We start from the raw sequence: 23,493 nt of genomic DNA on the forward strand, positions 1-23,493 counted from the left end.
TGATTCATGCTGAACCTTATCCCTGATGCCAAGTGGGGCTCATGATCTCACATCAGGGACTTGTTCGCACCTTCCCTTACTCCTGGTATCTGGAGATCCCGACTATCGCCAATGCCTCCGAGATCATCGCAGGTAAAAAGCCGGCTGATACGCTGGGCGTGAAGGCGACCGACGACTACACCTTCGAAGTGCAGCTCGAGAAAGCGATCCCTTACTTCGTCAGCATGCTCTCCCACACCACCACCTATCCGGTACCGAAGAAGGTGATCGAGAAGTTCGGTGACAAGTGGACCCAGCCGGAAAATATGGTATCCAACGGTGCCTATACCCTGAAGAACTGGGTGGTGAACGAGCGCGTCGAAGTGGAGCGCAACAAGCACTACTGGAACGATGGCAAGACCGTTATCAACAAGGTGGTCTATCTGCCCATCCAGTCTACCAACGCCGACCTGAGCCGCTATCTGGCGGGCGAAGTGGACATCACCTATCAGATGCCCATCGAGCGCTTCAAGCAGATGAAGAAAGAGAAGCCGGACGAGCTGAAAGTGACCGGTTATGTTGGTACTTACTACTACCAGTACAACGTCAAGAAGAAGCCGTTTGACGATGTGCGTGTCCGTACTGCGCTCTCCTACGCCATCGATCGTGATGTGATCGCCGACAAGGTGATGGGTCAGGGCCAGACGCCGGGTTACACCCTGGTGCCGGACTTCGTCGATGGCTTCAAGCCGGTAGCGCCCGAGTGGTCGAAGATGACCCAGGCCGAGCGTGATGCCAAGGCCAAGGCTCTGCTGCAAGAGGCCGGTTTCGATGCCAGCAAGCCGCTGAAGTTCGAGCTGCTCTACAACACCGATGACAACCACAAGAAAGTGGCTGTGGCCGTGGCCTCCATGTGGAAGAAGCTGGGGGTGCAGGTGAGCTTGGTCAACCAGGAGTGGAAAACTTACCTAGAAACCAAGAAACAGGGTCAGTTTGACGTAGGTCGTGCCGGCTGGATCGCCGACTACAACGAAGCCTCCTCCATGCTGGATCTGATGCAGACCACCCACGGCAACAACGACGGCAAGTACTCCAATCCGGAGTTCGACAAGCTGATGGATTCGTCCCGTGATCAGGTCGATGTGGCGGCCCGTAACAAGCTCTACGTCCAGGCGGAAGAGATCCTGGCCAAGGACATGCCGATTGCCCCTATCTACCAGTACGTGACTGCCCGTATGGTCAAACCCTATGTAGGCGGCTACCCGGCCAACCCGCTGGATAACCTCTACAGCAAAGATATGTACATCATTGCTCACTGATTTAAAGCAACAAGTCGCATAACAAGCAGGGCCCGCCGGACGGCGGGCCTTTATTACAACCGCGACCATTTGGAAGCAGTACAGGACAGGAAATGTCTATGTTGAAATTCATTTTTAAACGGCTATTGGAAGCGATCCCGACTCTGCTGGTCTTGATCACTGTCTCTTTCTTCATGATGCGTTTCGCCCCGGGTAACCCCTTTACCAGCGAACGTTCACTCCCCCCTGAAGTGATGGCTAACATCGAAGCCAAATATGGTCTCGACAAACCCATTGGCATGCAATATCTCACTTACCTGGGCAACCTGGTGCAGGGTGATTTGGGCCCCTCTTTTAAATACAAGGATTTTACCGTCAATGATCTGGTGAGCCAGGCGCTGCCTGTTTCCGCCAAGATCGGGACCACGGCCTTCTTCTTCGCCGTGCTGCTGGGGGTCACTTTCGGCACCATAGCGGCACTAAAACAGAACACCATCATCGACTATCTGCTGATGTCGTCGGCCATGGCCGGGGTGGTGATCCCGGGCTTTGTGCTGGCGCCCTTGCTGGTGCTGTTCTTCAGTATTCATCTGGGCTGGTTCCCTGCCGGTGGCTGGCAGGGCGGTGGCATCCAGTTTATGGTGCTGCCGGTGTTCGGCATGATGATGTACTACATCTCTGCCATCTCGCGGATCATGCGGGGCAGCATGATCGAGACCATGAACTCTAACTTCATCCGTACCGCCCGTGCCAAGGGGTTGCCGCTGCGCCACATCATCCTGAAACACGCGCTGCGTCCGGCCATGCTGCCGGTGGTCTCCTATCTGGGCCCGGCCTTTGTCGGCATCATCACAGGTTCCGTGGTGATCGAGACCATCTTCGGCCTGCCGGGGATCGGTCAGCTGTTCGTCAACGGTGCCCTTAACCGTGATTACTCCATGGTGCTCGGTCTGACCATTCTGGTCGGCGCCCTCACCATCACCTTTAACGCTGTGGTCGATATTCTCTACGCCTTTATCGATCCCAAGATCCGTTACTAATTCGGGAGTTCATCATGGTTGTTTCAACTGAAAAACGCGATGCCGTCGAGGCGTTCGCGCAAAAAGTGGAAGTGGTGGAGGGGCGCTCCCTGTGGAAGGATGCCCGTCGCCGTTTCCTGCGCAACAAGGCTGCACTGACCAGCCTGATCATTCTGACCATCATCGGTCTGGCGGTCATCTTTGGCCCCCATCTGTCCCAATACACCTTTGACGATCCGGACTGGGGCGCCATGCAGTCGCCGCCCGATATGGAAGCGGGTCACTACTTCGGAACCGACAGTCTGGGGCGCGATCTGTTCGTGCGAACCCTGCTGGGCGGGCGCATCTCCCTGATGGTCGGCATCATGGGCGCCATGGTAGCGGTCATCATCGGTACTTTGTATGGCGCGGCCTCCGGCTTTATCGGTGGTCGGGTCGACAGCCTGATGATGCGGGTACTGGAGATCCTCAACGCCTTCCCGTTCATGTTCTTTGTCATCATGCTGGTCACCTTCTTTGGCCGCAATCTGGCGCTCATCTTTATCGCCATCGGGGCGGTGAGCTGGCTCGACATGGCGCGGATCGTGCGCGGCCAGACTCTCAGCCTCAAGAGTAAGGAGTTTATCGAGGCAGCCCACGTCTGTGGCGTCTCCAAGTGGAAGATCATCACCCGCCATATCGTACCGAACGTACTCGGTATCGTGGCCGTCTACGCCACCTTGCTGGTGCCGGGGATGATCATGTTTGAATCCTTCCTGAGTTTCCTGGGCCTTGGTGTTCAGGAACCGATGACCAGCTGGGGTGCCCTGCTGGATGAAGGCTCCAAGTCGATGGAAGTGGCCATCTGGCAACTGCTGTTCCCCGCCTGCTTTATGGTGGTGACCCTGTTTTGCTTCAACTTCCTCGGGGATGGTCTGCGTGACGCCCTCGATCCGAAAGATCGTTAATCGAGCATCGGGTCGACAGGAAAGCATCACGAAAGATCGATAAGGAGTTTTTATATGAAGTTACTGGATGTGAAAGATCTGCGGGTCGAGTTCAAGACCCCGGACGGCAATGTGGTGGCGGTTAACGACCTCAACTTTTCTCTCTCTGCGGGCGAAACCCTGGGGATCGTCGGCGAGTCCGGCTCCGGCAAATCCCAGACGGCCTTTGCCATCATGGGGCTGCTGGCCAAAAACGGCATTATTACCGGTTCCGCCAAGTTTCAGGGTGAGGAGATCCTCAACCTGCCGGAGTCCAAGCTCAACAAGATCCGCTCCGAGAAGATCGCCATGATCTTCCAGGACCCCATGACCTCGCTCAACCCCTACATGAAGGTGCAGGATCAGCTGATGGAAGTGCTGATGCTGCACAAAGGGGTGAGCAAGGCGGAAGCGTTCGAAGAGTCGGTACGGATGCTCGATGCGGTGAAGATCCCCGAAGCACGCAAGCGGATGGGGATGTATCCCCACGAGTTTTCCGGCGGTATGCGCCAGCGGGTGATGATCGCCATGGCGCTGCTCTGCCGGCCGCAACTGCTGATCGCCGACGAACCGACTACCGCACTCGACGTGACCGTACAGGCCCAGATCATGACTCTGATGAACGAGCTCAAGCGCGAGTTCAACACCGCCATCATCATGATCACCCACGACCTTGGCGTGGTCGCCGGTATCTGCAACAAGGTGCTGGTGATGTATGCCGGTCGTACCATGGAGTACGGCAAGGTAGACGATATCTTCTATCGCCCGAGCCACCCCTACACCGAAGGCTTGCTGCGCGCCATTCCCCGCCTCGATACCGAAGGGGAAGTGCTGCCCACCATCCCGGGCAATCCGCCCAACCTGCTGCGTCTGCCCACCGGTTGCCCCTTCCAGGAGCGTTGCCACCGGGTCAGCGAGATTTGCGGCCAGCAGTCACCGATCCTGACCCCGTTCAACGACGGTCGGGAGCGTGCTTGTCACTGGGTTTCGGATGCCATGAACAAGGGGGCCAACTAAATGGGTGCCGACAAAAAATTGCTGTTGGAAGTGTCTGACCTCAAGGTCCACTTCAGTATCAAGAGTGGCAAGGCGTGGCCCTGGGCCAAGCCATCCGATTTGAAGGCGGTCGATGGCGTTACCCTGCGCCTCTACGAAGGGGAAACCCTCGGCGTGGTGGGTGAATCCGGCTGCGGCAAGTCGACCTTTGCCCGCGCCATCATCGGTCTGGTACCGGCCACCGATGGCAAGGTGGTGTGGCTGGGTGACGATCTCACCAAGCTCGATCAGAATGCCCTGCGCGAGAAGCGCAAAGAGATCCAGATGATCTTCCAGGACCCGCTGGCCTCCCTGAACCCGCGCATGACCATTGGCGACATCATTGCCGAGCCGCTTATCACCTTCTACCCCAACCTGCCACGGGAAGAGGTGAAGGAGAAGGTGCGCGCCATGATGAGCAAGGTGGGGCTCTTGCCCAACCTGGTCAACCGCTATCCGCACGAGTTCTCCGGTGGCCAGTGCCAGCGGATCGGGATTGCTCGGGCGCTGATCCTCGAGCCCAAGATGATCATCTGCGACGAGCCGGTGTCGGCACTGGACGTATCCATTCAGGCGCAGGTGGTCAACCTGCTCAAATCCCTGCAAAAGGAGATGGGGCTGTCGCTCATCTTCATCGCCCACGACCTGTCGGTGGTCAAGCATATCTCCGATCGGGTGCTGGTGATGTATCTGGGCAACGCCGTCGAGTTGGGGACCCGCAAGGAGATCTTCGCCAACCCGTTGCATCCCTACACCAAGGCGCTGATGTCAGCGGTGCCGATCCCGGACCCTGAGCTTGAGCGCAACAAGGTGATCCAGATCCTGGAGGGGGATTTGCCATCGCCGATGAACCCGCCGTCCGGTTGCGTGTTCCGCACCCGCTGCCCGGTGGCTGGCCCCGAGTGCGCCAAGACCCGCCCTGTGCTGGAGGGGAACTTCGATCACGCAGTCTCCTGCCTCAAGGTCGATCCGCTCTGATGGGGATGTGTTGAACCTGTTTGCGGGGCTCCTTGATGGGGCCCCGATTTATTTTTGACGGCAGTGAAGATGCCTCTTGGCGTTATCTTTTACCGCTGCTACTATCCGCGCAACAAGGGGAGTAACTTCTCGCCGGTTTGTCGTCATTACGGTGCACCCATTTCCTGCAGTGCACCCGGCAGCCGGGCAGTCGATGCAAATCAGCTGTAAGTGAGACCTTGCCGAGAGGCAAGGTGTATCTGCTCCAAACGCAAACCCACGCCTCTCGGTCGTGGGTTTTGTCGTTTTTGGGAGATGTGAAAATGGGTGAATGGTGGATGTGGACCGGTTTCTTCAGCATAGTGCTGGTCCTGTTATGGATAGACATACGCTTTGTCGGTGGTGGCAAATCCCACAAGGTGTCCCTCAAAGAGGCGGGTGTCTGGTCCCTCATCTGGGTCAGCGTGGCCCTGCTCTTCAACCTGGCTATCTGGCTCTGGCTCGATCACAGCGCGGGCCGTGAAATCGCCAACCAGAAGGGGTTGGAGTTCCTCACCGGCTACCTCATCGAGAAAGCGCTGGCAGTGGACAACGTCTTCGTCTGGCTGATGCTGTTCGGTTACTTTGCCATTCCGGCCGAGCTGCAGCGCCGGGTACTGCTCTACGGGGTGCTGGGTGCCATCGTGATGCGTGCCGGTATGGTGTTCGCAGGCAGCTGGCTCATCGAGCAGTTCCACTGGATCCTCTATCTGTTCGGCGCTTTCCTGCTGCTGACCGGCGCCAAGATGCTGTGGGCGGCCGACAAGGAGCCGGATCTGGCCAACAACCCGCTGCTGGGCTGGATGCGCCGTCGCTTCAAGGTGACCGAGACCCTGGAAGGGGAGAAGTTCTTTGTCTGGCGTGACGGTGTGCGCTATGCCACCCCGCTGCTGTTGATCCTGGTGCTGGTGGAGGTGAGCGACCTCATCTTCGCGGTGGACAGTATCCCGGCCATCTTCGCGGTGACCACGGATCCCTTCATCGTGCTGACCTCCAACATCTTCGCCATCATGGGTCTGCGTGCCATGTACTTCCTGCTGGCCGGTGTGGCGGATCGCTTCGCCCTGCTCAAATACGGTCTGGCGCTGATCCTGATGTTTATCGGGGTCAAGATGCTGCTGCTGGATATCTTCAAGATCCCGACCGGCATAGCACTGGGCGTAGTCGCGTTGATCCTGCTGGCATCCATGGGGCTGAGTCTGTTTGTGACCCGTAAAAAGGCCGCTTGAGCGCGGCAGACAATTAAGCAATAACAACAAGGGCTCCCGCGGGAGCCCTTTTTCATATCGTGTTATCCGCGTTTGATCTTCTTGGGGTTGGTGTAGCCCCAGATGGTGTACATGTCCGCCAGCAGGGCGCCGTTGTACTCCTCCAGATCCGCCTGTTTCACTTCGGCGTCACCCTGACGGCCAAACAGCACCACCTCGTCGCCGGGTTTCACCCCTTTCAGATCAGTCACATCCACCATGATGGTGTTCATGGAAGTCTTGCCGACCACCGGCACCTTCTGACCCTGGATCAGCACATAGGCCTTGTTGCTCAGGGAGCGGCGATAACCGTCGGAGTAGCCCAGCGGCAAGTTGGCGAGCCAGGAGTCACGCTTGAGAGTAAAGGTGCGGTCATAACCGACGGTGTTGCCCGCTGCATAGTGGTTGACCGAGGCGACCTGGGTCTTGAATGCCATCACCCGCTTGTACTCGGTGTGGGAGGGGATGGAGTCACCGTAGAGCAGGCCGCCCGGGCGCACCATGTCGAAGTAGGCGTCCGGCACGGCCAGGGTGGCGAAGGAGTTGGCGGCGTGGATGGTGATCTTGCTGCGATCCAGCTTGCCTGCTTCCAGCAGCCACTGGGAGTCCAGTTTGAACTGGGCCAGCCCCATCTTGACGTCCTCTTTCTCCTCAACCGGGAAGTGGGTCATGATGCCGACCGGGGTGATCCCCTTGAGCTTGAGCATGGCCAGCGCATCCTGCTTGGCATCGGCCAGACGCAGGTCGATGCCGTTGCGGCTCATGCCGGCGGAGTTGAGCGCGATATGCACCGGAATGGTGGTATGGTGGCGCTGGGCGATCTCGGCGATACCCTGGGCACTCACCAGACTGCCGATCAGCTCCTCCATCTTGTAGGGCAGGGCATGCTCTACTTCATCCGGGGTGGCAGCACGCACCCGCATCAGACGGCCGGTAAAGCCCTTCTCGCGGGCGACACGAGCTTCTTCATTGCTGGCGATACCGATGCAGGGGATACCCGCTTTCACCACCGAGGGAACCAGCAGATCGATACCGTGGCCGTAGGCGTCCGCCTTCATGATGGCGCAGATCTTCGGCCCCTTGTCACCGAGACGATCCTTGAGGGTCTGGATATTGTGCTCGAAGGCGCCGAGATCGACTTCCAGCCAGGCATTGCTGGCGGTCTGGACTTCGCCGTTGCGGTGATCGCTGGCCAGCGGCAGGTAGGGGGCTGCAACCGCTTGCCCGGCCAGCAGGCCGAGGATCAGGGTGGCCAGCAGTGTTTTCTTGTGCATGGTGGTTCCTTTTTGTTGTTCGCGTTGGATAGTTTGGACGGGGTCGGCCACATTGGTGGTGGTTTAACCACAACTTGTTGTTATTATTATGATCTTTGTCACTCTCAACAGGCGCTGACTGGTTGGGAGTCTACCGCAACACGGGTTCGGCCGACACTCGTCAGGGGAATAAAATGGTCAATCTTGAGTTACGTTTGCCACCACCGCTGATCTTCCTGCTCTGTGCCGGGGCCATGTGGTGGCTAAGAGGGGAGAGCCAGCCCGGCATCTGGGCAATGGCGCTGATTGCTGTGCTGGTCGTGGCGGGGGCCATCATGGGCTTTGGGGCCCTGCAACGATTTCGTCACCACCAGACCACGGTCAGCCCCACCAAACCTCAGCACACCAGTCGTCTGGTAACCTGCGGCGTTTATCGTGTCAGTCGCAATCCCATGTATCTGGGCTTGCTCTGCTGGCTGGCCGCCTGGGGCTGTTATCTCGGTGGAAGTTGGGTCTGGGTTGGGCCAATTGTGCTGGTGGCCTGGCTGACTCGCTTTCAGATCATGCCGGAGGAGCGGCTGCTACGCGCCCGTTTCGGCGACGAGTATGTGGCGTATTGCCAGCGCGTTCGCCGTTGGTGCTGACTGGCTGTGATCTGCGTGGGCTGAGCGGATAAGTCGGGCCAGCCATGCTGGATAAAGAGAACCCCGGGCTGGCCCGGGGTTCTCGAGGGGCTAGTTAGAAAAAATCCCCCTTCTCGTCCTTGGTGGGTTCGAGGCTCCAGCCGGTGGCATCGCTGCTGCTGGCAATCTGTCCCTTCTCCTTCCACAGCTTGATCTTGAGGCGCAGGTTGTTGGCCGAGTCGGCGTTTTTCACCGCCTCTTCTTCCTCAATCACCCCTTCCACCACCAGATCGAACAGTGCACTGTCGAAGGTAACCATGCCGAGGGCCTTGGATTTTTCCATCACCTCTTTGAGGCCGCCAAATTCGCCGCGCTTGATCATGTCGCGGATGGTGTGGGTGCCAAGCATGATCTCCACTGCGGCCCGGCGGCCGCCATCGGTGGTTTTCACCAGCCGCTGGGAGACAAAAGCCTTGAGGTTGTTGCCCAGATCGTTGAGCAGCTGGGGGCGGCGCTCCTCGGGGAAGAAGTTGATGATGCGATCCAGCGCCTGGTTGGCGTTGTTGGCGTGCAGGGTGGAGATGGCAAGGTGGCCGGTTTCGGAGAAGGCCAGCGCATGTTCCATGGTCTCGCGATCGCGGATCTCGCCGATAAGAATGACGTCCGGCGCCTGACGCAGGGTGTTTTTCAGGGCAGCATGGAAGCTACGGGTATCTACCCCCACCTCCCGCTGGTTGATGATGCTCTTGCGGTGACGATGAACGAACTCCACCGGATCCTCGATGGTGATGATGTGGCCACCGCTGTTGCGGTTGCGATGGTCGATAAGCGCCGCCAGCGAAGTGGATTTACCCGAGCCGGTACCGCCGACAAACAGCACCAGACCGCGTTTCTCCATGATGGTGTCGAGCAGCACAGGCGGGAGTTTGAGATCTTCAAAGCGGGGGATTTCGGTCTTGATGTTGCGGGCCACCAGAGAGACTTCGTTGCGCTGCTTGAAGATGTTGACCCGAAAGCGGCCGATCTGGGGCAGGGAGATGGCGAGGTTCATCTCCAGATCCTTCTCGAACTGCTGCTTCTGCTCGCCATCCATGATCTCGGCGGCGATCCGCGCCACTTCACCCGGTTCCAGCGGCGTTTCGTTGAGGGGGCGCAGGCCGCCGTTAAATTTGGCGCAGGGGGGCGCGCCGGTCGACAGATAGAGGTCTGAGCCATCCTGCTTGGCCAGGATCTGTAACATGTCTCGCAATTCCATTTTTTTGCCTCGTCGATCAATGAGATGCCATGAGCGGGATGATATTGAGTGTACAGCCTCAGGCGCCGGTCAGTTTCTCGCGAAAGACAAAAAAGACCGCACCGAGAATGCAGAGCCCTGCCCAGAGATAGTCCCATTTCAGATCTTCCTTGAGATAGAAGATAGAGAAGGGGACGAATACGGTGAGTGTGATCACTTCTTGCAGGATTTTAAGTTGGCCCACGCTCATCACCGTATGGCCGATGCGGTTGGCAGGCACTTGCAGCAGGTATTCGAACAGGGCGATACCCCAGCTCACCAGGGCGGCAATGATCCAGGGTTTATGGTTCATGCTCTTGAGGTGAGCGTACCAGGCGAAGGTCATAAAGACGTTGCTGCAGAGCAGCAGACCGATACTGGCGAAAATCGGGTTCATAGGGTTCTCCTTGAAAATCCGGCGCATTTTATCCCTGAACCACGGGTTTTCATACGTGGTGCGGGAGGGTATTTTTAACCAACAGGATAAGCCGTGCGAGGTATGCGACGGGATGGGCAAGTTATGCGGGATTGTGTTGTTACTGTTATTTGCCATGCCGGTGCGAGCGACCCCGACGCTGACGGTGGCCACCGATCTGTGGCCGCCATTTCGCATCCTGCAAGCGGATGGCCGGTTGCAGGGGCTCGACATGGACATCCTGCGCCGGTTGCAACAGGCGAGCGGCATTGAGTTGCAGGTACGGCGGATGCCGTGGGGCAGGGCGCTCAAGCAGATGCAGACCGGTCAGGTCGATCTGATGATTGGCCTCGCCTATACCGCCGAGCGGGCGCAGTTCATCGACTATCTGCAGCCAGCCTACTATCAGTGCTGGCCCGCGTTTTATGGTCAGCCGGTCAATGTGGCCCGGATCCACCAATACCGCGATCTGCAGGGGGTGAAGGTGGGCTATGTGCTCAACTCCGCCTATTTTGAGCCCTTCAACAGTGACAGCCGCCTCGACAAGCACGGAGTACCCACCGAAGATCAGCTGCTGCGCATGGTGCAGCGCGGCCACCTGCCGCTGATGATTGGCACCGACTGTCAGGTGGACTATGCCCTGAGTCAGGGAAATGCCAGCCGGATAGGCAAGGCGGACTACCGCCCCGCCACGCCGGTGACCCTCTATCTGGGGATGAGCAAGCACTCACCTCACCAGTCGCTGCGCCAGCCCTTGCTGGTGGCGCTGCAAAATCTGGTGGCCAGCGGCGAGATAAGGGTGATGGCCAAGCGTTACCAGCCTTGACCTTGGGTGGCAAGCCACTGTTATCATGCCCTTTTCCTGCTTCTCCCCCGGCGCTGCGACAGGGCCGGGGGGAAGCCTTGTTATTCGGGGATCCTCCTTGTACCTCTCCCTTATCGCCCGCCAGCAGCGCTGGCAGCGGCGCTGGCTCTGTGGCCTGACGCTGCTGACCCTGCTGCTGTTTCTCTTCTCCCTCGTCTGGGGCGAGTTTGTGCTGCTGCCCTGGCAGCCCCTTGGCGATCTCGAACAGCGCATCCTGCTGGAGCTGCGGCTGCCCCGTGCCTTGCTGGCCCTCTTGGCTGGCGCCGCGCTTGCTTGTGGCGGCGCCGTGTTGCAGGTGATGCTGCACAACCCGGTGGCCGAACCCGGGTTGCTTGGCGTTTCAAGCGGGGCAGGACTGGCTGCCATGGTGGCGATGGCGGTGGCCAAATCCCTTGGCTTCTATCTGCCAGGCTGGGGGCTGTCGCTGGCGGCCTTCGGTGGCGCCTTGCTGGTGACCATGCTGCTCATTCGGCTGGCTCGCCGGGCGCGTCTCGGTCATGCTCGCTTGCTGCTGTTTGGCGTCGCCATCGGTATTCTTACCAATGCCGCCATGACCTGGTTGATGTACTTTGCCGACGATGGTTCCTTGCGTGAATTCATGTTCTGGATGATGGGCAGCCTCTCTTACGGCAGCCAGCAGTTTGCCTGGTGGTGGCTGGTGCTGCCGCTCACCCTAGGTTGGCTCTGCTGGCAGGGCAAGGCGCTGCAACAGTTGCTGTTGGGGGAGACCCAGGCCCGCCTGATGGGGATGGATGTCGACAAGATGCGGGTGCGGCTGGTGCTGGCGGTCTGTCTGCTGACCTGTGTGGCGGTGTCGTTGTGTGGTGTCATCGGTTTTGTCGGGTTGGTGGTGCCCCATCTGCTGCGGCTCTGCGGTGGCAGCGATCAGCGCTTTCTGCTGCCTGCCTCGGCGCTTGGCGGCGGGGCCCTGCTGCTGGCGGCCGATTTGGTTGCTCGATCCACCCTGAGCGCGGGGGAGTTGCCTATCGGCGTCATCACCGCCTCGGTGGGGGCGCCGCTCTTTATCTACCTGCTATTGAGGCAAACTGCCGATGGTGCTGCATGAATATCTGCATGATTTGGTCGGGGCGCGCAGTCTCCTTATTTACCCGTTGTTGAGGCAAGATGCCGATGTCACCCGCTGATCCCATGCCGGTTTCTTCTCGTGCTGCTGCGCCGCTGCTGGAGGCGCACGCACTCGCTATTGCCGGACGGCTCTCTCCCCTAGATATCCGCTGGCATGGCGGCCAGTTGGTGGCGCTGCTTGGCCCCAATGGCAGTGGCAAGTCGACCCTGCTCGGGGCGCTGGCGGGGATTTTACCCGCCGATGGCACAGTGCTGCTGGGGGGGGCGGTGCTTACTGACCTGAGTTGGCCCGAGCTTGCCAAGCAGCGTGCCATGCTACCCCAGCGTCAGCCCCAGCTGTTTCATATTCCGGTGTTTCAGGTGTTGAGCCTGGGGTTCGATGAGGCGGTTGCGCCCGCCAGACAGAATGAGGCGATAAACGCACTGTGCGAGGCATTGGAGCTGGAAGCCTTGCTGGCTCGTGACTTTAGCCGGTTGTCGGGGGGCGAGCAGCAGCGGGTGCTGATTGCCCGCACCCTGCTGCAGGTGTGGCCGGGCCTCAATCCGACCGGCAAGGTGCTGCTGCTGGACGAGCCGCTGGCGGGGCTCGACCTGCATCACCAGCTGGCGCTATTGCGTTTGCTGAAAACCCTGGCCGGGCAGGGATTGCTGGTGGTGCTCGCCATCCACGATATCAATCTGGCCATCGACTGGGCGGACCGCATTCTCTGCCTGCAAGGGGGCGCGGTGGTGCGCGAAGGGGGTGTCAAGCTGGTGGATGAGGCACTGCTGGCGCAGGTATTCCAGATCCGCACCGACCGCATCGAAGCGGCGGGTCGGGTCTGGTTTATGCCGAGCCTCTAGCACGTGTTGGCAGTCACTCGCAGGTAAAGAAAAGGGGCCGGATATCACGGATATCCGGCCCCTTTGGCGTCTCGGGTAACGTGGGATTAGCGAGCTTGCTTGCTCAGGCGCACCTGTGCCGCCTCGGCCAGCATCGCCAGCAGAGTTTCAGTATCGTTCCACGACAGGCAGGCATCGGTGATGCTCTGGCCAAAGGTGGCGGCGCAGCCGTTCTCCACATCCTGACGCCCTTCCACCAGGAAGCTTTCTGCCATGATGCCGGCGATGCCGGTACGGCCGCGGCGCAGCTGATCGCAGATATCTTGCGCCACCAGCAGCTGACGGCGGTGATCCTTCATGCTGTTGCCGTGGCTGAAATCGACCACCAGACGCTCCGGCAGGTCCACATCGGCCAACGCTTCACAGGCTTCATCGACACTGGCGGTGTCGTAGTTGGGTCGGTGGCCGCCACGCAGGATCACATGACCAAAGGGGTTACCGGCGGTGCGGTAGATGGTCATCTTGCCGTCTTTGTCCGGCGAATAGAAGATGTGGCTGTGACGGGCGGCGCGCACCGCATCGATGGCGATGCGGGTATTGCCGTCGGTGCCGTTCTTGAAGCCAACCGGGCAGGAGAGGGCCGAAGCCATCTCGCGGTGTACCTGGGATTCGGTGGTGCGTGCGCCGATGGCGCCCCAGGTGATCAGGTCGGCAATATACTGGCCGGTCACCATATCGAGGAATTCGGTGGCGGTGGGCATGCCGATCTCGTTGATGTCGACCAGCAGTTTGCGCGCCAGTTTCAGCCCTTCGTTGACGTCGAAACTGCCATCGAGGCGCGGATCGTTGATCAGCCCTTTCCAGCCGACGATGGTGCGCGGCTTCTCGAAATAGGTGCGCATCACGATGCAGAGGCTCTCTTTATACTGCTCGCGCAGGGCGTTGAGGCGCTGGGCATACTCGCGAGCAGCAGCGGGATCATGAATAGAGCAGGGGCCGACAATGACCAGCAGGCGCTGATCGTCTCCGGCCAGAATGGCTTCCACTTCGCGACGGGCATCCAGCAGATTCTGGGCAATGGTATCGGTGATCGGAAACGCGTGTGCAAGCTCGCTCGGAGTGATCAGTGACTCCAGGCGACGGGTGCGCAATTCATCTGTGTGAATGGACATACAACTCAAGTCTCGAGTGGGTGGTGTCAGCCGCAAGGGGCGAAAAAGCAAAGGGATAAAATAAAGCAAAAGTCCCCTGATTGAAACCTTGGGGGGCTCTGATAGGATGTGAGGCCAAAATCGATTCCAAATGAGGTAGATAGCGTGGCAAAGCCAGGGGCAACCGGGGTCACCCGCATCATCAACGCAACCGGTTACAGCATGAAGGGGCTCAAGTCAGCCTGGATTAATGAGGCGGCTTTTCGGCAGGAGCTGATGCTGATCCTGTTGCTGATGCCACTGGCCTTCTGGCTGGGGGATTCTCTCAACCAGATCCTGCTGCTTATCGTCATCAGTTGGCTGGTGGTGATCGTCGAGATCCTCAACTCCGCCATTGAAGCTGTGGTAGACAGGGTTGGCTCCGAGCATCATGAGCTCTCCGGTCGCGCCAAGGATTTGGGCTCTGCCGCCGTCTTTATCGCGTTGGCCCTCAATGCCCTGGTGTGGGGCGCGCTGGTAGGCCGCAACCTGTTGGGGTGGTGGTAAGCCATCACGCTGCTTTGAGGTTCTGCTTCATACAAAAGCCCGTCATCACGACGGGCTTTTTGCTGCGCAGATAAGGGTCTATCAGTGGAGGATGCGGGCACGGATGGTGCCGTTGATCTCCTTGAGCTTGGCGAGCGCCTTCTCGCTGTGCTCGGTCTCCACGTCGATCACCACGTAACCGATATGGCTGCTGGTCTGCAGGTATTGACCGGCGATGTTGATCCCCTCTTCGGCGAAGATCTGGTTGATCTGGTTCATCACACCCGGCTGGTTGCGGTGAATGTGCAGCAGGCGGCTGGAGCCCTTGTGGCCCGGCAGCGACACTTCCGGGAAGTTGACGGCGGAGAGGGTGGAGCCGTTGTCGGAGTATTTGACCAGCTTGTTGGCCACTTCCAGCCCGATGTTCTCCTGCGCTTCATGGGTGGTGCCACCGATGTGCGGAGTCAGGATCACGTTCTCCAGCCCACGCAGCGGGCTTTGGAACTCCTCGTCATTGGACTTGGGCTCGACTGGGAAGACGTCGATGGCGGCGCCGGCGATATGGCCGCTCTTGATGACGTCAGCCAGCGCATCGATATCCACCACGGTACCGCGGGCGGCGTTGATGAAGATGGCGCCCGGTTTCATCATCCGCAGCTGCTCGGCACCGATCATGTTCTTGGTGGAGGCGGTCTCCGGCACGTGTAGGCTGATGACGTCAGACATATTGAGCAGCTCGACCATGCTCGGCACCTGAATGGCGTTGCCCAGCGAGAGCTTGTTCTCGATATCGTAGTAATAAACCTTCATGCCGATGCTCTCGGCGATGATGCCAAGCTGGGTACCGATGTGGCCGTAGCCGATGATGCCGAGCTTCTTGCCGCGGGCTTCCACCGAGCGATTGGCCAGTTTTTCCCACACGCCGCGATGGCACTTGGCGTTTTTCTCGGGGATGCCGCGCAGCAGCAGCAGGATCTCGCCCAGTACCAGCTCGGCGACCGAACGGGTGTTGGAGAAGGGGGCGTTGAAGACCGGAATGCCGCGGATCTGGGCCGCTTCCAGCTCTACCTGGTTGGTACCGATGCAGAAGCAGCCGATAGCGACCAGTTTGTTGGCGGCGTCGAGGACTTTCTCGGTGATCTGGGTGCGGGAGCGCAGCCCGATGAAATGGACGTCGCGGATCTGCTCGATCAGCTCCTCTTCGGAGAGCGAGGTCTTGAGATACTCCACACTGGTGTAACCTGCGGCACGAAAGGTCTCTACGGTGTTGGGGTGAACCCCCTCCAGCAGCAGAACCTTGATTTTATCCTTGTCCAACGAAAACTTGGCAGTCATGACGATCCCTCTGTATGTGCAAACGTAAGTGCAGATTTGGTGTGCGAAGAAAACCGTAAAGTAGCAAAAACGTTTGGGAGAGGGAATATTTGTGACGAAAGTCAAATTCTTTGAAGTTATCAACGAATGTTGTAAACATCCGTATGCAACTTGTTGAGGGATAAATAAAAACGGCGCCATCAGGCGCCGTCATTTATTCAGAATGCAATGTCTGGGTTAGTATCCCATCCCGGGGCTCAATCAACGCCATCGCTGTGTCAGGGTTGGCAAAATGGCGTTGGCGGGCGAGGGACGATGCCGCAGCATTGTGTCATCTGTATCGGAATTACTGGGTAATCACGCCGTCCGGCGTACCGATCAGGACCACATCGGCACCGCGAGCGGCGAACAGGCCGTTGGTGACCACACCAACGATGGCGTTCAGCTGCACTTCCAGCGCCTTGGCGTCGGTAATGGCCATCCCTTTTACATCCAGAATGTGGTTGCCGTTGTCGGTGACCACCCCTTCACGCCAGACCGGGTTGCCACCCAGTTTGCGGATTTCGCGGGCCACGTATTCGCGGGCCATCGGGATCACTTCCACCGGCAGCGGGAACTGGCCCAGCACGTCGACGGTCTTGGTGTTGTCGATGATGCAGATGAACTTGTCTGCCACGGCGGCAACGATCTTCTCGCGGGTCAGGGCTGCGCCACCGCCCTTGATCATGTCACGGGTACCGTTGATCTCATCGGCGCCATCCACATAGACGGAGAGGGCGTCGATCTCGTTGAGATCATATACGGTGATGCCGAAGCCCTTGAGGCGCTCGGTGGAGGCAACGGAGCTGGATACCGCCCCCTTGATCTCGTCCTTCATGGTCGCCAGCGCGTCGATAAAGTGGTTGACGGTAGAGCCGGTGCCTACCCCGACGATGGTACCGGGAACCACATACTTGAGCGCAGCCCAAGCGGCCGCCTTCTTCATTTCATCTTGAGTCATGATCGTTCCTTAAGAAAAAAGCGGGCGCATTATATCCAACCCGGTACCCCGTCGCGACCTTGTTGCTCACGTTCCGGGGCAAAAAGAGGGACTTTGTAAATCGTTTGCCTGTTTATTCTGCGTTTGCGCGCACAAAGCAGGGGCTGCCTGCCAAAAACAGCCTATTCAAAGCGCCAGCAGTGGCTCGGGGTGATGATCTGGGGCAGCGGTACATCCCACTCCTCTTGCGGGACCGCATCCACCTGCTGGCAGTCGTGGGCAATGCCGAGCGGCTTGGGGCCCAGCTTGTGCTCATGCCAGATGGCGAGAGTGCGATCGTAGTAGCCGCCCCCCATGCCAAGACGATTGCCCTGGGCATCGAAGGCGACCAGCGGGGTGCAGATAAGATCGAGCGTGCTGTGGGGCACCACCTGCAGGATATCCAGCTCCGGCTCTTCGATTCCGTAGCGGTTGCGTACCATGGGGCTGGTGGCGGTATAGCGCAAAAAGAGCAGGTGACCCGGAGTAAAGGGGTGGAGCACCGGCAGGTAGACCTCTTTGTGCTGGGCCCACAGCCAATGGATGGTGGGCAAGGGATTGATCTCCCCGTCATTGGCCAGATAGAGGGCAATGCGTTTGGCGGCGAGGATCTCGGGGTGTTGCTTGAACTGGGCCAGCAGCTGTTGGGCCGCCGCCTGCTGCTCGGCCGGACTCAGATTTTTGCGGCGTTGACGAACCAGTTGGCGCAGGGATTGACGTTCGGGTTGGGACTCATGCATGGGGAACCTCTGGTATAGCTGCGCATCGATGGCTTGAACGCGCTCTACCTTAGCACATTCACTCTTGACGTTAAGGGGGGCAGGGAAACCCCGTCCCGGACGGCTGATGCCCAGAACGGTGGGATAAATGCTGGCGGATCCGATAGTGAGTCAACAAGGGCCAGGGTGTGGCCCCTGTTGATGGCATGTCGGCGCGCCAGCGTCTGGTCTGTTACTTGTCAGCTTTGCCGCGCATCTGGTGCTTCACGAACACGGCAATCAGTGCCGCCACCGCGAGCGCCATCGGGTAGAAACTCATGCTCACTACCGCCAGCGGTGACAGGGCGAAGATGGAGCCCAGCAGCAGCGCCTGTGCGCCCCAGGGGATCAGACCCTGTACCACGCAGGAGAAAATATCGAGCATGGAGGCGGCGCGGCGCGGGGTGACACCGTGGTGTTCGGCCAGATCCCGGGCTACCTTGCTGGCGACGATAATAGCCACCGTGTTGTTGGCGGTGCAGAGGTTGGTGAGGCTCACCACCCCAGCGATGCCGAGCTCGGCGGCTTTCTCGTTCTGTTCACCATTGTGCTCGCGAGTGAAACGGGCAATCAGGGCGCTGATGCGCTCGCTGATCCATGCCAGTCCACCCTGACGTTCCATCAGGGCGCCGAGGCCGCCGATCAGCATGGAGAGCAGGAAGATCTCCTGCATGCCGGTAAAGCCCTGATAGATATCCTTGCTGAACTGACCGATGGCGTAGCCGTTGATCATGCCCACCATTCCGGCGGCCAGAATGCCGATCCCCAGCACCACAAACACATTCACTCCGGCGAGCGCCAGCCCCAGGATCAGCAGATAAGGCATCACCTTGAACAGCTCGATGGCGCTGCCGCTGGCAGGGGATTCACCCACTGAGCCCAGGGTCAGATAGAGCAGGATCACCGCGATGGCAGCCGGGGCCGCAATCTTGAAGTTCTCGCGGAACTTGTCCTTCATCTCGCACCCCTGGCTGCGGGTGGCCGCTATGGTGGTGTCGGAGATGATGGAGAGGTTATCGCCAAACATGGCGCCGGAGAGAATGGTGCCTGCCATCAGTACCGGATCGATACCGGCCGCCTGCGCCACGCCCAGCGCGACCGGCGCCACGGCACCTATGGTGCCCATGGAGGTGCCCATAGCGGTAGCAATAAAGGCAGAGATGAGGAACAGTCCGGGCAACAGCGCCCAGCCGGGAATGAGGGAGAGACCCAGCGCCACAGTAGCATCAACCCCGCCGGTGGCCTTGGCCACGCTGGCAAAGGCGCCCGCCAGCAGATAGATAAGGCACATCGCCATGATATTGCTGTGGCCAACCCCCTTGAAGAAGGTCTCCAGATTGCTGTTGAAGCTCTCTCTGCCAAGCAGCAGGGCCAGCATCACCGCAGGCAGGGCTGCAACCGGAGCGGGCAGCTGATAGAAGGCGAATTCGACCCCCTGCAGGGTCAGCCAGGTACCGGTACCGATAAAGAGTGCGAGAAAAACCAGAAGTGGCAACAAGGCCCTGGCACTGGGTTGAGTCTGGATCATGTGTTCCTCTGAAATTGAACAATGACCTCCTGTCATAAACTGCTTTGTACCTGTATCGGATAGGGATAGGGGGAAAACAGGGCGGGCATCCTGCCGCATTGGGGTGCCCACAGTAGTGAGTCAACCTCGCTTGGTCAAGATAGACGTCCAGATGGATAGGTGTTTTTGTTTGATGATTCTGGTGTTATTGAGATATCCAAAGAATATTCGGAAAAAGAAGTTAGCGCTGTTTATTGTTCATTGCTGTTCTGGCGCAGTCCGCGGGTATCTGGGGGTATCGCGTGCCTTTAATAAGGAAAGAGGTAAACGATAAGATCTCTGCATGCCATCTTGGGGATTTCTCCCGCTGCCAAACGTCAGCCGCACCTCTCTCTATCTCTACGTGAGCATGGTACGGATATTTCCAGAACGCGTGGACACAAGACCTGGGCTGTGTGGTTACTGTGTCAATTTCTCCACCGCCTGAACGGCTGTCGCGAGAGCATCCTGTTCCAGCGTCAGCGGAATGTGGCCAATTCCGGGTAGCAGGGTGACAGGCCAGGAGATGCCGAGACGTCTTAACTCAGGTTCAAGTTGATCTGTTTGGAAGGCTTCGTCATTTGCACCCGCGATCACGGCGCAGGGGCGTTGCACATTGCGTAAATTCTGCTGATAGTCGCGCTCTGGCTGAAAGTTAGAGGCAAGGTTGAAGGAGTAGGAGGGGGTCAGCAGGGATTTCGCCTCATCATTAAGGGCAAAGTTCAGCACGGTCAGATGGTTGAGTGCGGAAATATGGAAACCGTTGAGGATGCTCAGGGCGATGAGGCGAGGCAAGCCGACACGCACCCAGCCACCGCTGTTGGGCCGGTAGTTGGCGGCGGTGGGGCCAAGATAGGGGGAGAGCAGCAGATAGCTCTCGAACAGGGTTTGTCGCGTGCTGCCAGCAACGCGCAGCACAAAGCCGCCGCCTGACGAGAAGCCGACGAGTGTTGCAGGCTTGCCGGGGGCCACCGACTTGATGAAATCTTCCAGATCGTCTTCAAGCTGGCCGATGTATGCAATGGAGCCTTTGTTGCCCGATGTGCCATGGCCGCGAATATCGAGGGCGTAGGCGTCGTATCCCGCTTGCGAAAAGGCGCTCGCCATCTTGTGCATGCTCTGGCTGCTGGCAGAAGAGCCATGAACCAGTATCACGCAGCCCTTGACCTTGTTGTTCTCTGCGTGCTCCTTTGCGCCATAGTGCCGATAGGCCAACTGTGTGCCGTCACGCGCCGGGTATCTTGAGAGAGGTGGCATGCTGCTCCAGTCACTCCCCTTGAAAGGGTCGTTGATGCTGGCCATCGCCGGTGCCGGGTTCGGCCCGCCAAACAGCAGAGCCGCGGCCAGTATGACCAGGGTCAGTGATATAAACCCCACAGCAAACAGCAATCCTGCGCTCATCCTTGCACCTCGTTTGATATCGACACGGGCGTTGCCCTGGTTCCGTGTATTCTGGCATTTCACTCGTTCGAACCTATCAGATGGCACCCGGTCTGCCAAATGATGGTGTGAAACGATGAAAAGCGGCCTGTGACCAAAAGGAAGTTCTTGGCCAGCCAGTGAGCGCTGCCGTTGGCGAGCGCAGCAAGGTGTGGTGGCATCATGGCTTTTCAAACCCGGTGCGGGCTGGTAAAACGGTCTCTTTCCATAATTAAAAGCGATGAGAGGGTGGAGATGGACAATCCGATCCGTGTGGCCGTGATGGGCTGTAATGGTCGTATGGGCAAGGTGCTGCTGGAGGCCATCACCAACACCGATGGCGTGGTGGTTGGTGCTGCGCTGGAGCGGCCGGGTTCGGCGGTGATCGGCCTTGATGCCGGTGAGCTCAATGGGCTGGGCCATCTGGGTGTGGCCATCAGCGACAGTCTGGATAAGGTGCGCGATGAGTTTGATCTCATCATCGACTTCACCCGCCCCGAGGTGACCCTTGCCAATCTGGCCTTTGCGCTGGCCCACCACAAGCAGATGGTGATCGGCACCACCGGTTTTGACGATGCAGGCAAGGCCGCCCTGAAAGAGGCGGGCAAGCAGATCGGTATCGTGTTCGCCTCCAACTACTCGGTCGGGGTCAACCTGGTGTTCAAACTGCTGGAGCAGGCCGCCAAGGTGATGGGGGATTACACCGACATCGAGATCATCGAAGGCCACCATCGCCACAAGGTGGATGCGCCATCCGGTACCGCGCTCTCCATGGGGGAAGTGGTCGCCAAAACGCTGGGCCGGGATCTCAAGGAGTGCGCCGTCTATGGCCGCGAGGGGATCACTGGCGAGCGGGATCGCAACACTATCGGCTTTGCCACCATTCGTGCTGGTGATCTGGTGGGGGAGCATACCGTCATGTTTGCCGATATCGGCGAGCGGGTGGAGATCAGCCACAAAGCTTCAAGTCGCCTGACTTTCGCCAACGGTGCTGTGCGGGCGGGCAAGTGGCTTGGTCAGCAGGGTGCAGGCCTTTATGACATGCAGGATGTGCTCAATCTCAAGTGATGCATCTGAGCGGCACTTTCGTATTACTGCTACCCAGTGAAAAACCCCGGCTTGCCGGGGTTTTTGCTGTCAGTTAGTCAGAGTTTGTATAAAAAGACACACTGCCTGCAATTTTTAACTGAACTCCTTATAAATCACACCATTGCGTTATCCGCCAGATTTTTCCTTCCTGAATGTCATCACCAGGTAACAGATTTGAGCATCTTTATGGCTGATGAAGCCATTTTTTTACACCGGCAAGAAAAGACTAAAAATTCAAACACGGAAAAACGTTTTCCATTTTTCATGTTCACTATTGTCATCGTAAAAGCGTTAAATTTGTCATTAATGTTTTTTGTGTAAAAATAAAAGCCATTGTTTTAATTGGTTTTTTTGTTTGTTTTTGTCGTTATTGCTGGCTTGGTAGCATCTTTTGATGGTGGTTTTTCCTTTTCTTTCGCGGGAGGGGGTTGCAAAGCGATTAAGTGCATAGATAATGGGTAATGTTGCTTTTTTATTGAATTTAGATGCATTTCATCTGAGAAAAGACGTTGAAATGCCACTTTTTTTAAGTAGAATGCGCCCAATTTGCCAGAAATCTGCCGGGTTCGAGTCCTGTCCAAGACCGGAACCGAGCCCGCAACACCCAGGTAAATTGCTGAATTTAAAGCTAAATAACTGGAGGTTGTCTTGAATCACACTGCATTGCTAGTGCTGGAAGATGGAACTGTGTTCAAAGGCGTGTCGATAGGCGCCGAGGGATGTTCCGTTGGTGAAGTGGTTTTCAATACGTCGATGACGGGCTATCAGGAAATCCTCACCGATCCCTCTTATTCCCGTCAGATCGTCACCCTCACTTACCCCCATATAGGCAACACCGGCACCAACAGCGAAGATGAAGAGTCCAGTCAGATCCATGCTCAGGGATTGATCATCCGGGACCTTCCGATACTTGCCTCCAATTTCCGCAATCAGCAATCCCTCTCCGAATACCTCAAGTCTCACAACATAGTTGGCATCGCCGACATCGACACCCGTAAACTGACCCGCATCCTGCGCGAGAAAGGCGCTCAGGCTGGCTGCATTCTGGCCGGGAAACAGGTCGATGAAGCCTATGCTCTCGAACAGGCCCGCGCCTTCCCCGGTCTGAAGGGGATGGATCTGGCCAAAGAGGTGACGGTTGGTGAGGCGTACAACTGGACCGAAGGGAGCTGGCAGCTTGGCAAGGGGCACGTCACCCCAGATGCCGACCAGCTGAAATACCACGTGGTAGCCTATGACTTTGGCGTCAAGCGCAACATCCTGCGGATGCTGGTTGACCGTGGCTGCCGCCTGACCGTGGTGCCTGCCAAGACCCCGGCCGCCGAGGTACTGGCGCTGAACCCGGATGGCATCTTCCTCTCCAACGGCCCCGGCGACCCCGAGCCGTGCGACTACGCCATCGAGGCCATCAAGACATTCCTTAATACCAACACGCCGGTGTTCGGCATCTGTCTGGGTCACCAGCTGCTGGGTCTGGCCTCCGGTGCCAAGACCGTCAAGATGAAGTTTGGCCACCACGGCGCCAACCATCCGGTGAAGAGCCTCGATGACAACACCGTCATGATCACCGCTCAGAACCACGGCTTTGCGGTAGACGAGAACAGCCTGCCGGATTGCCTGCGCGCCACCCACGTCTCCCTGTTCGATGGTTCCCTGCAAGGTATCCATCGCACCGACCGTCCGGCCTTCAGCTTCCAGGGACACCCCGAAGCGAGCCCGGGCCCGCACGACTGTGCCGGTCTTTTTGACCACTTTATTGAATTGATTAAGCAGTATCGCGCCTAAGAAATAGAGGAA

At 58.4% G+C, this 23,493-nt stretch carries 21 protein-coding genes and 1 pseudogene; 13 read left to right on the forward strand and 9 right to left on the reverse strand.

What is annotated here, in order from left to right:
• Nucleotides 1-74 precede the first annotated feature (74 nt).
• The 6 genes and pseudogenes from OKB77_RS04660 to OKB77_RS04685 all read left to right on the forward strand — a co-directional run.
• Nucleotides 75-1,298 (forward strand): annotated as a pseudogene (locus OKB77_RS04660) (ABC transporter substrate-binding protein); the annotation flags it as partial.
• A gap of 98 nt (nucleotides 1,299-1,396) precedes the next feature.
• Nucleotides 1,397-2,317 carry an oligopeptide ABC transporter permease OppB gene (oppB, locus tag OKB77_RS04665; RefSeq protein WP_069555437.1) on the forward strand — a complete coding sequence of 307 codons (921 nt, stop codon included), beginning with the start codon at nucleotides 1,397-1,399 and terminating at the stop codon, nucleotides 2,315-2,317.
• Nucleotides 2,318-2,331: 14 nt separating this feature from the next.
• Nucleotides 2,332-3,243 (forward strand): oligopeptide ABC transporter permease OppC, encoded by a 912-nt coding sequence (gene oppC, locus OKB77_RS04670; protein WP_005337670.1) that lies wholly within the window; start codon nucleotides 2,332-2,334, stop codon nucleotides 3,241-3,243.
• A 54-nt stretch (nucleotides 3,244-3,297) separates the two neighbouring features.
• Entirely contained in the window at nucleotides 3,298-4,278 is a 981-nt protein-coding gene (locus tag OKB77_RS04675) for an ABC transporter ATP-binding protein (RefSeq protein ID WP_005337668.1), read from the forward strand.
• Nucleotides 4,279-5,274, forward strand: coding sequence for a murein tripeptide/oligopeptide ABC transporter ATP binding protein OppF (gene oppF, locus OKB77_RS04680; RefSeq protein WP_005337666.1), 996 nt, complete (start codon nucleotides 4,279-4,281; stop codon nucleotides 5,272-5,274).
• A gap of 302 nt (nucleotides 5,275-5,576) precedes the next feature.
• Complete coding sequence (locus tag OKB77_RS04685) at nucleotides 5,577-6,521, forward strand: TerC family protein (protein WP_005337664.1); 945 nt, start codon at nucleotides 5,577-5,579, stop codon at nucleotides 6,519-6,521.
• Nucleotides 6,522-6,583: 62 nt separating this feature from the next.
• Here the strand turns inward: OKB77_RS04685 and alr are convergent, their stop codons facing one another.
• Nucleotides 6,584-7,813: an alanine racemase gene (gene alr / locus OKB77_RS04690; protein ID WP_270817012.1), complete on the reverse strand. Its 1,230-nt coding sequence runs from the start codon at nucleotides 7,811-7,813 to the stop codon at nucleotides 6,584-6,586.
• 173 nt (nucleotides 7,814-7,986) lie between these two features.
• Between alr and OKB77_RS04695 the strand changes: the two genes are divergently transcribed.
• A complete protein-coding gene (locus tag OKB77_RS04695; protein ID WP_270817013.1) occupies nucleotides 7,987-8,436 on the forward strand; it encodes a methyltransferase family protein in 450 nt (149 codons plus the stop codon).
• Between the two features lie 94 nt (nucleotides 8,437-8,530).
• Here OKB77_RS04695 and tapW read toward each other — a convergent pair whose 3' ends face one another.
• Both tapW and OKB77_RS04705 read right to left on the reverse strand, forming a co-directional pair.
• Nucleotides 8,531-9,670: a type IVa pilus ATPase TapW gene (tapW, locus tag OKB77_RS04700; protein ID WP_005353124.1), complete on the reverse strand. Its 1,140-nt coding sequence runs from the start codon at nucleotides 9,668-9,670 to the stop codon at nucleotides 8,531-8,533.
• A gap of 58 nt (nucleotides 9,671-9,728) precedes the next feature.
• Nucleotides 9,729-10,085, reverse strand: coding sequence for a DMT family protein (locus tag OKB77_RS04705; RefSeq protein ID WP_005353120.1), 357 nt, complete (start codon nucleotides 10,083-10,085; stop codon nucleotides 9,729-9,731).
• 112 nt (nucleotides 10,086-10,197) lie between these two features.
• Between OKB77_RS04705 and OKB77_RS04710 the strand changes: the two genes are divergently transcribed.
• The 3 genes from OKB77_RS04710 to OKB77_RS04720 all read left to right on the forward strand — a co-directional run bounded on the left by OKB77_RS04710 (nucleotide 10,198) and on the right by OKB77_RS04720 (nucleotide 12,897).
• Nucleotides 10,198-10,929, forward strand: a complete 732-nt coding sequence (locus OKB77_RS04710; protein WP_043825634.1) for a substrate-binding periplasmic protein — start codon at nucleotides 10,198-10,200, stop codon at nucleotides 10,927-10,929.
• Nucleotides 10,930-11,026: 97 nt separating this feature from the next.
• Nucleotides 11,027-12,034, forward strand: a complete 1,008-nt coding sequence (gene btuC / locus OKB77_RS04715) for a vitamin B12 ABC transporter permease BtuC (RefSeq protein ID WP_270817014.1) — start codon at nucleotides 11,027-11,029, stop codon at nucleotides 12,032-12,034.
• A 65-nt stretch (nucleotides 12,035-12,099) separates the two neighbouring features.
• Nucleotides 12,100-12,897, forward strand: a complete 798-nt coding sequence (locus OKB77_RS04720) for an ATP-binding cassette domain-containing protein (protein ID WP_270817199.1) — start codon at nucleotides 12,100-12,102, stop codon at nucleotides 12,895-12,897.
• Nucleotides 12,898-12,983: 86 nt separating this feature from the next.
• Here OKB77_RS04720 and OKB77_RS04725 read toward each other — a convergent pair whose 3' ends face one another.
• Nucleotides 12,984-14,048, reverse strand: coding sequence for a 3-deoxy-7-phosphoheptulonate synthase (locus OKB77_RS04725; RefSeq protein ID WP_270817015.1), 1,065 nt, complete (start codon nucleotides 14,046-14,048; stop codon nucleotides 12,984-12,986).
• Nucleotides 14,049-14,192: 144 nt separating this feature from the next.
• On the opposite strand from OKB77_RS04725, the gene OKB77_RS04730 reads away from it, so the two are divergent.
• Complete coding sequence (locus OKB77_RS04730; protein ID WP_005337641.1) at nucleotides 14,193-14,573, forward strand: diacylglycerol kinase; 381 nt, start codon at nucleotides 14,193-14,195, stop codon at nucleotides 14,571-14,573.
• Nucleotides 14,574-14,654: 81 nt separating this feature from the next.
• Here OKB77_RS04730 and serA read toward each other — a convergent pair whose 3' ends face one another.
• The 5 genes from serA to OKB77_RS04755 all read right to left on the reverse strand — a co-directional run bounded on the left by serA (nucleotide 14,655) and on the right by OKB77_RS04755 (nucleotide 20,589).
• On the reverse strand, nucleotides 14,655-15,887 hold the full coding sequence (serA, locus tag OKB77_RS04735) for a phosphoglycerate dehydrogenase (RefSeq protein ID WP_005337639.1): 1,233 nt from the start codon (nucleotides 15,885-15,887) through the stop codon (nucleotides 14,655-14,657).
• 325 nt (nucleotides 15,888-16,212) lie between these two features.
• Nucleotides 16,213-16,866: a ribose-5-phosphate isomerase RpiA gene (gene rpiA, locus OKB77_RS04740; RefSeq protein ID WP_139407244.1), complete on the reverse strand. Its 654-nt coding sequence runs from the start codon at nucleotides 16,864-16,866 to the stop codon at nucleotides 16,213-16,215.
• A 161-nt stretch (nucleotides 16,867-17,027) separates the two neighbouring features.
• Nucleotides 17,028-17,624, reverse strand: a complete 597-nt coding sequence (locus OKB77_RS04745) for a 5-formyltetrahydrofolate cyclo-ligase (protein ID WP_005337635.1) — start codon at nucleotides 17,622-17,624, stop codon at nucleotides 17,028-17,030.
• 211 nt (nucleotides 17,625-17,835) lie between these two features.
• Nucleotides 17,836-19,170, reverse strand: coding sequence for a Na+/H+ antiporter NhaC family protein (locus tag OKB77_RS04750; protein WP_236397556.1), 1,335 nt, complete (start codon nucleotides 19,168-19,170; stop codon nucleotides 17,836-17,838).
• Between the two features lie 438 nt (nucleotides 19,171-19,608).
• Entirely contained in the window at nucleotides 19,609-20,589 is a 981-nt protein-coding gene (locus OKB77_RS04755) for an alpha/beta hydrolase (RefSeq protein ID WP_236397553.1), read from the reverse strand.
• 273 nt (nucleotides 20,590-20,862) lie between these two features.
• Between OKB77_RS04755 and dapB the strand changes: the two genes are divergently transcribed.
• Both dapB and carA read left to right on the forward strand, forming a co-directional pair.
• Nucleotides 20,863-21,675, forward strand: a complete 813-nt coding sequence (gene dapB, locus OKB77_RS04760; protein ID WP_005347132.1) for a 4-hydroxy-tetrahydrodipicolinate reductase — start codon at nucleotides 20,863-20,865, stop codon at nucleotides 21,673-21,675.
• Between the two features lie 669 nt (nucleotides 21,676-22,344).
• Nucleotides 22,345-23,481 (forward strand): glutamine-hydrolyzing carbamoyl-phosphate synthase small subunit, encoded by a 1,137-nt coding sequence (gene carA, locus OKB77_RS04765; RefSeq protein ID WP_033113584.1) that lies wholly within the window; start codon nucleotides 22,345-22,347, stop codon nucleotides 23,479-23,481.
• Nucleotides 23,482-23,493: the final 12 nt, after the last annotated feature.

It is taken from the genome of Aeromonas sp. Y318-3, assembly GCF_027706185.1.
Classification (GTDB): domain Bacteria; phylum Pseudomonadota; class Gammaproteobacteria; order Enterobacterales; family Aeromonadaceae; genus Aeromonas; species Aeromonas veronii.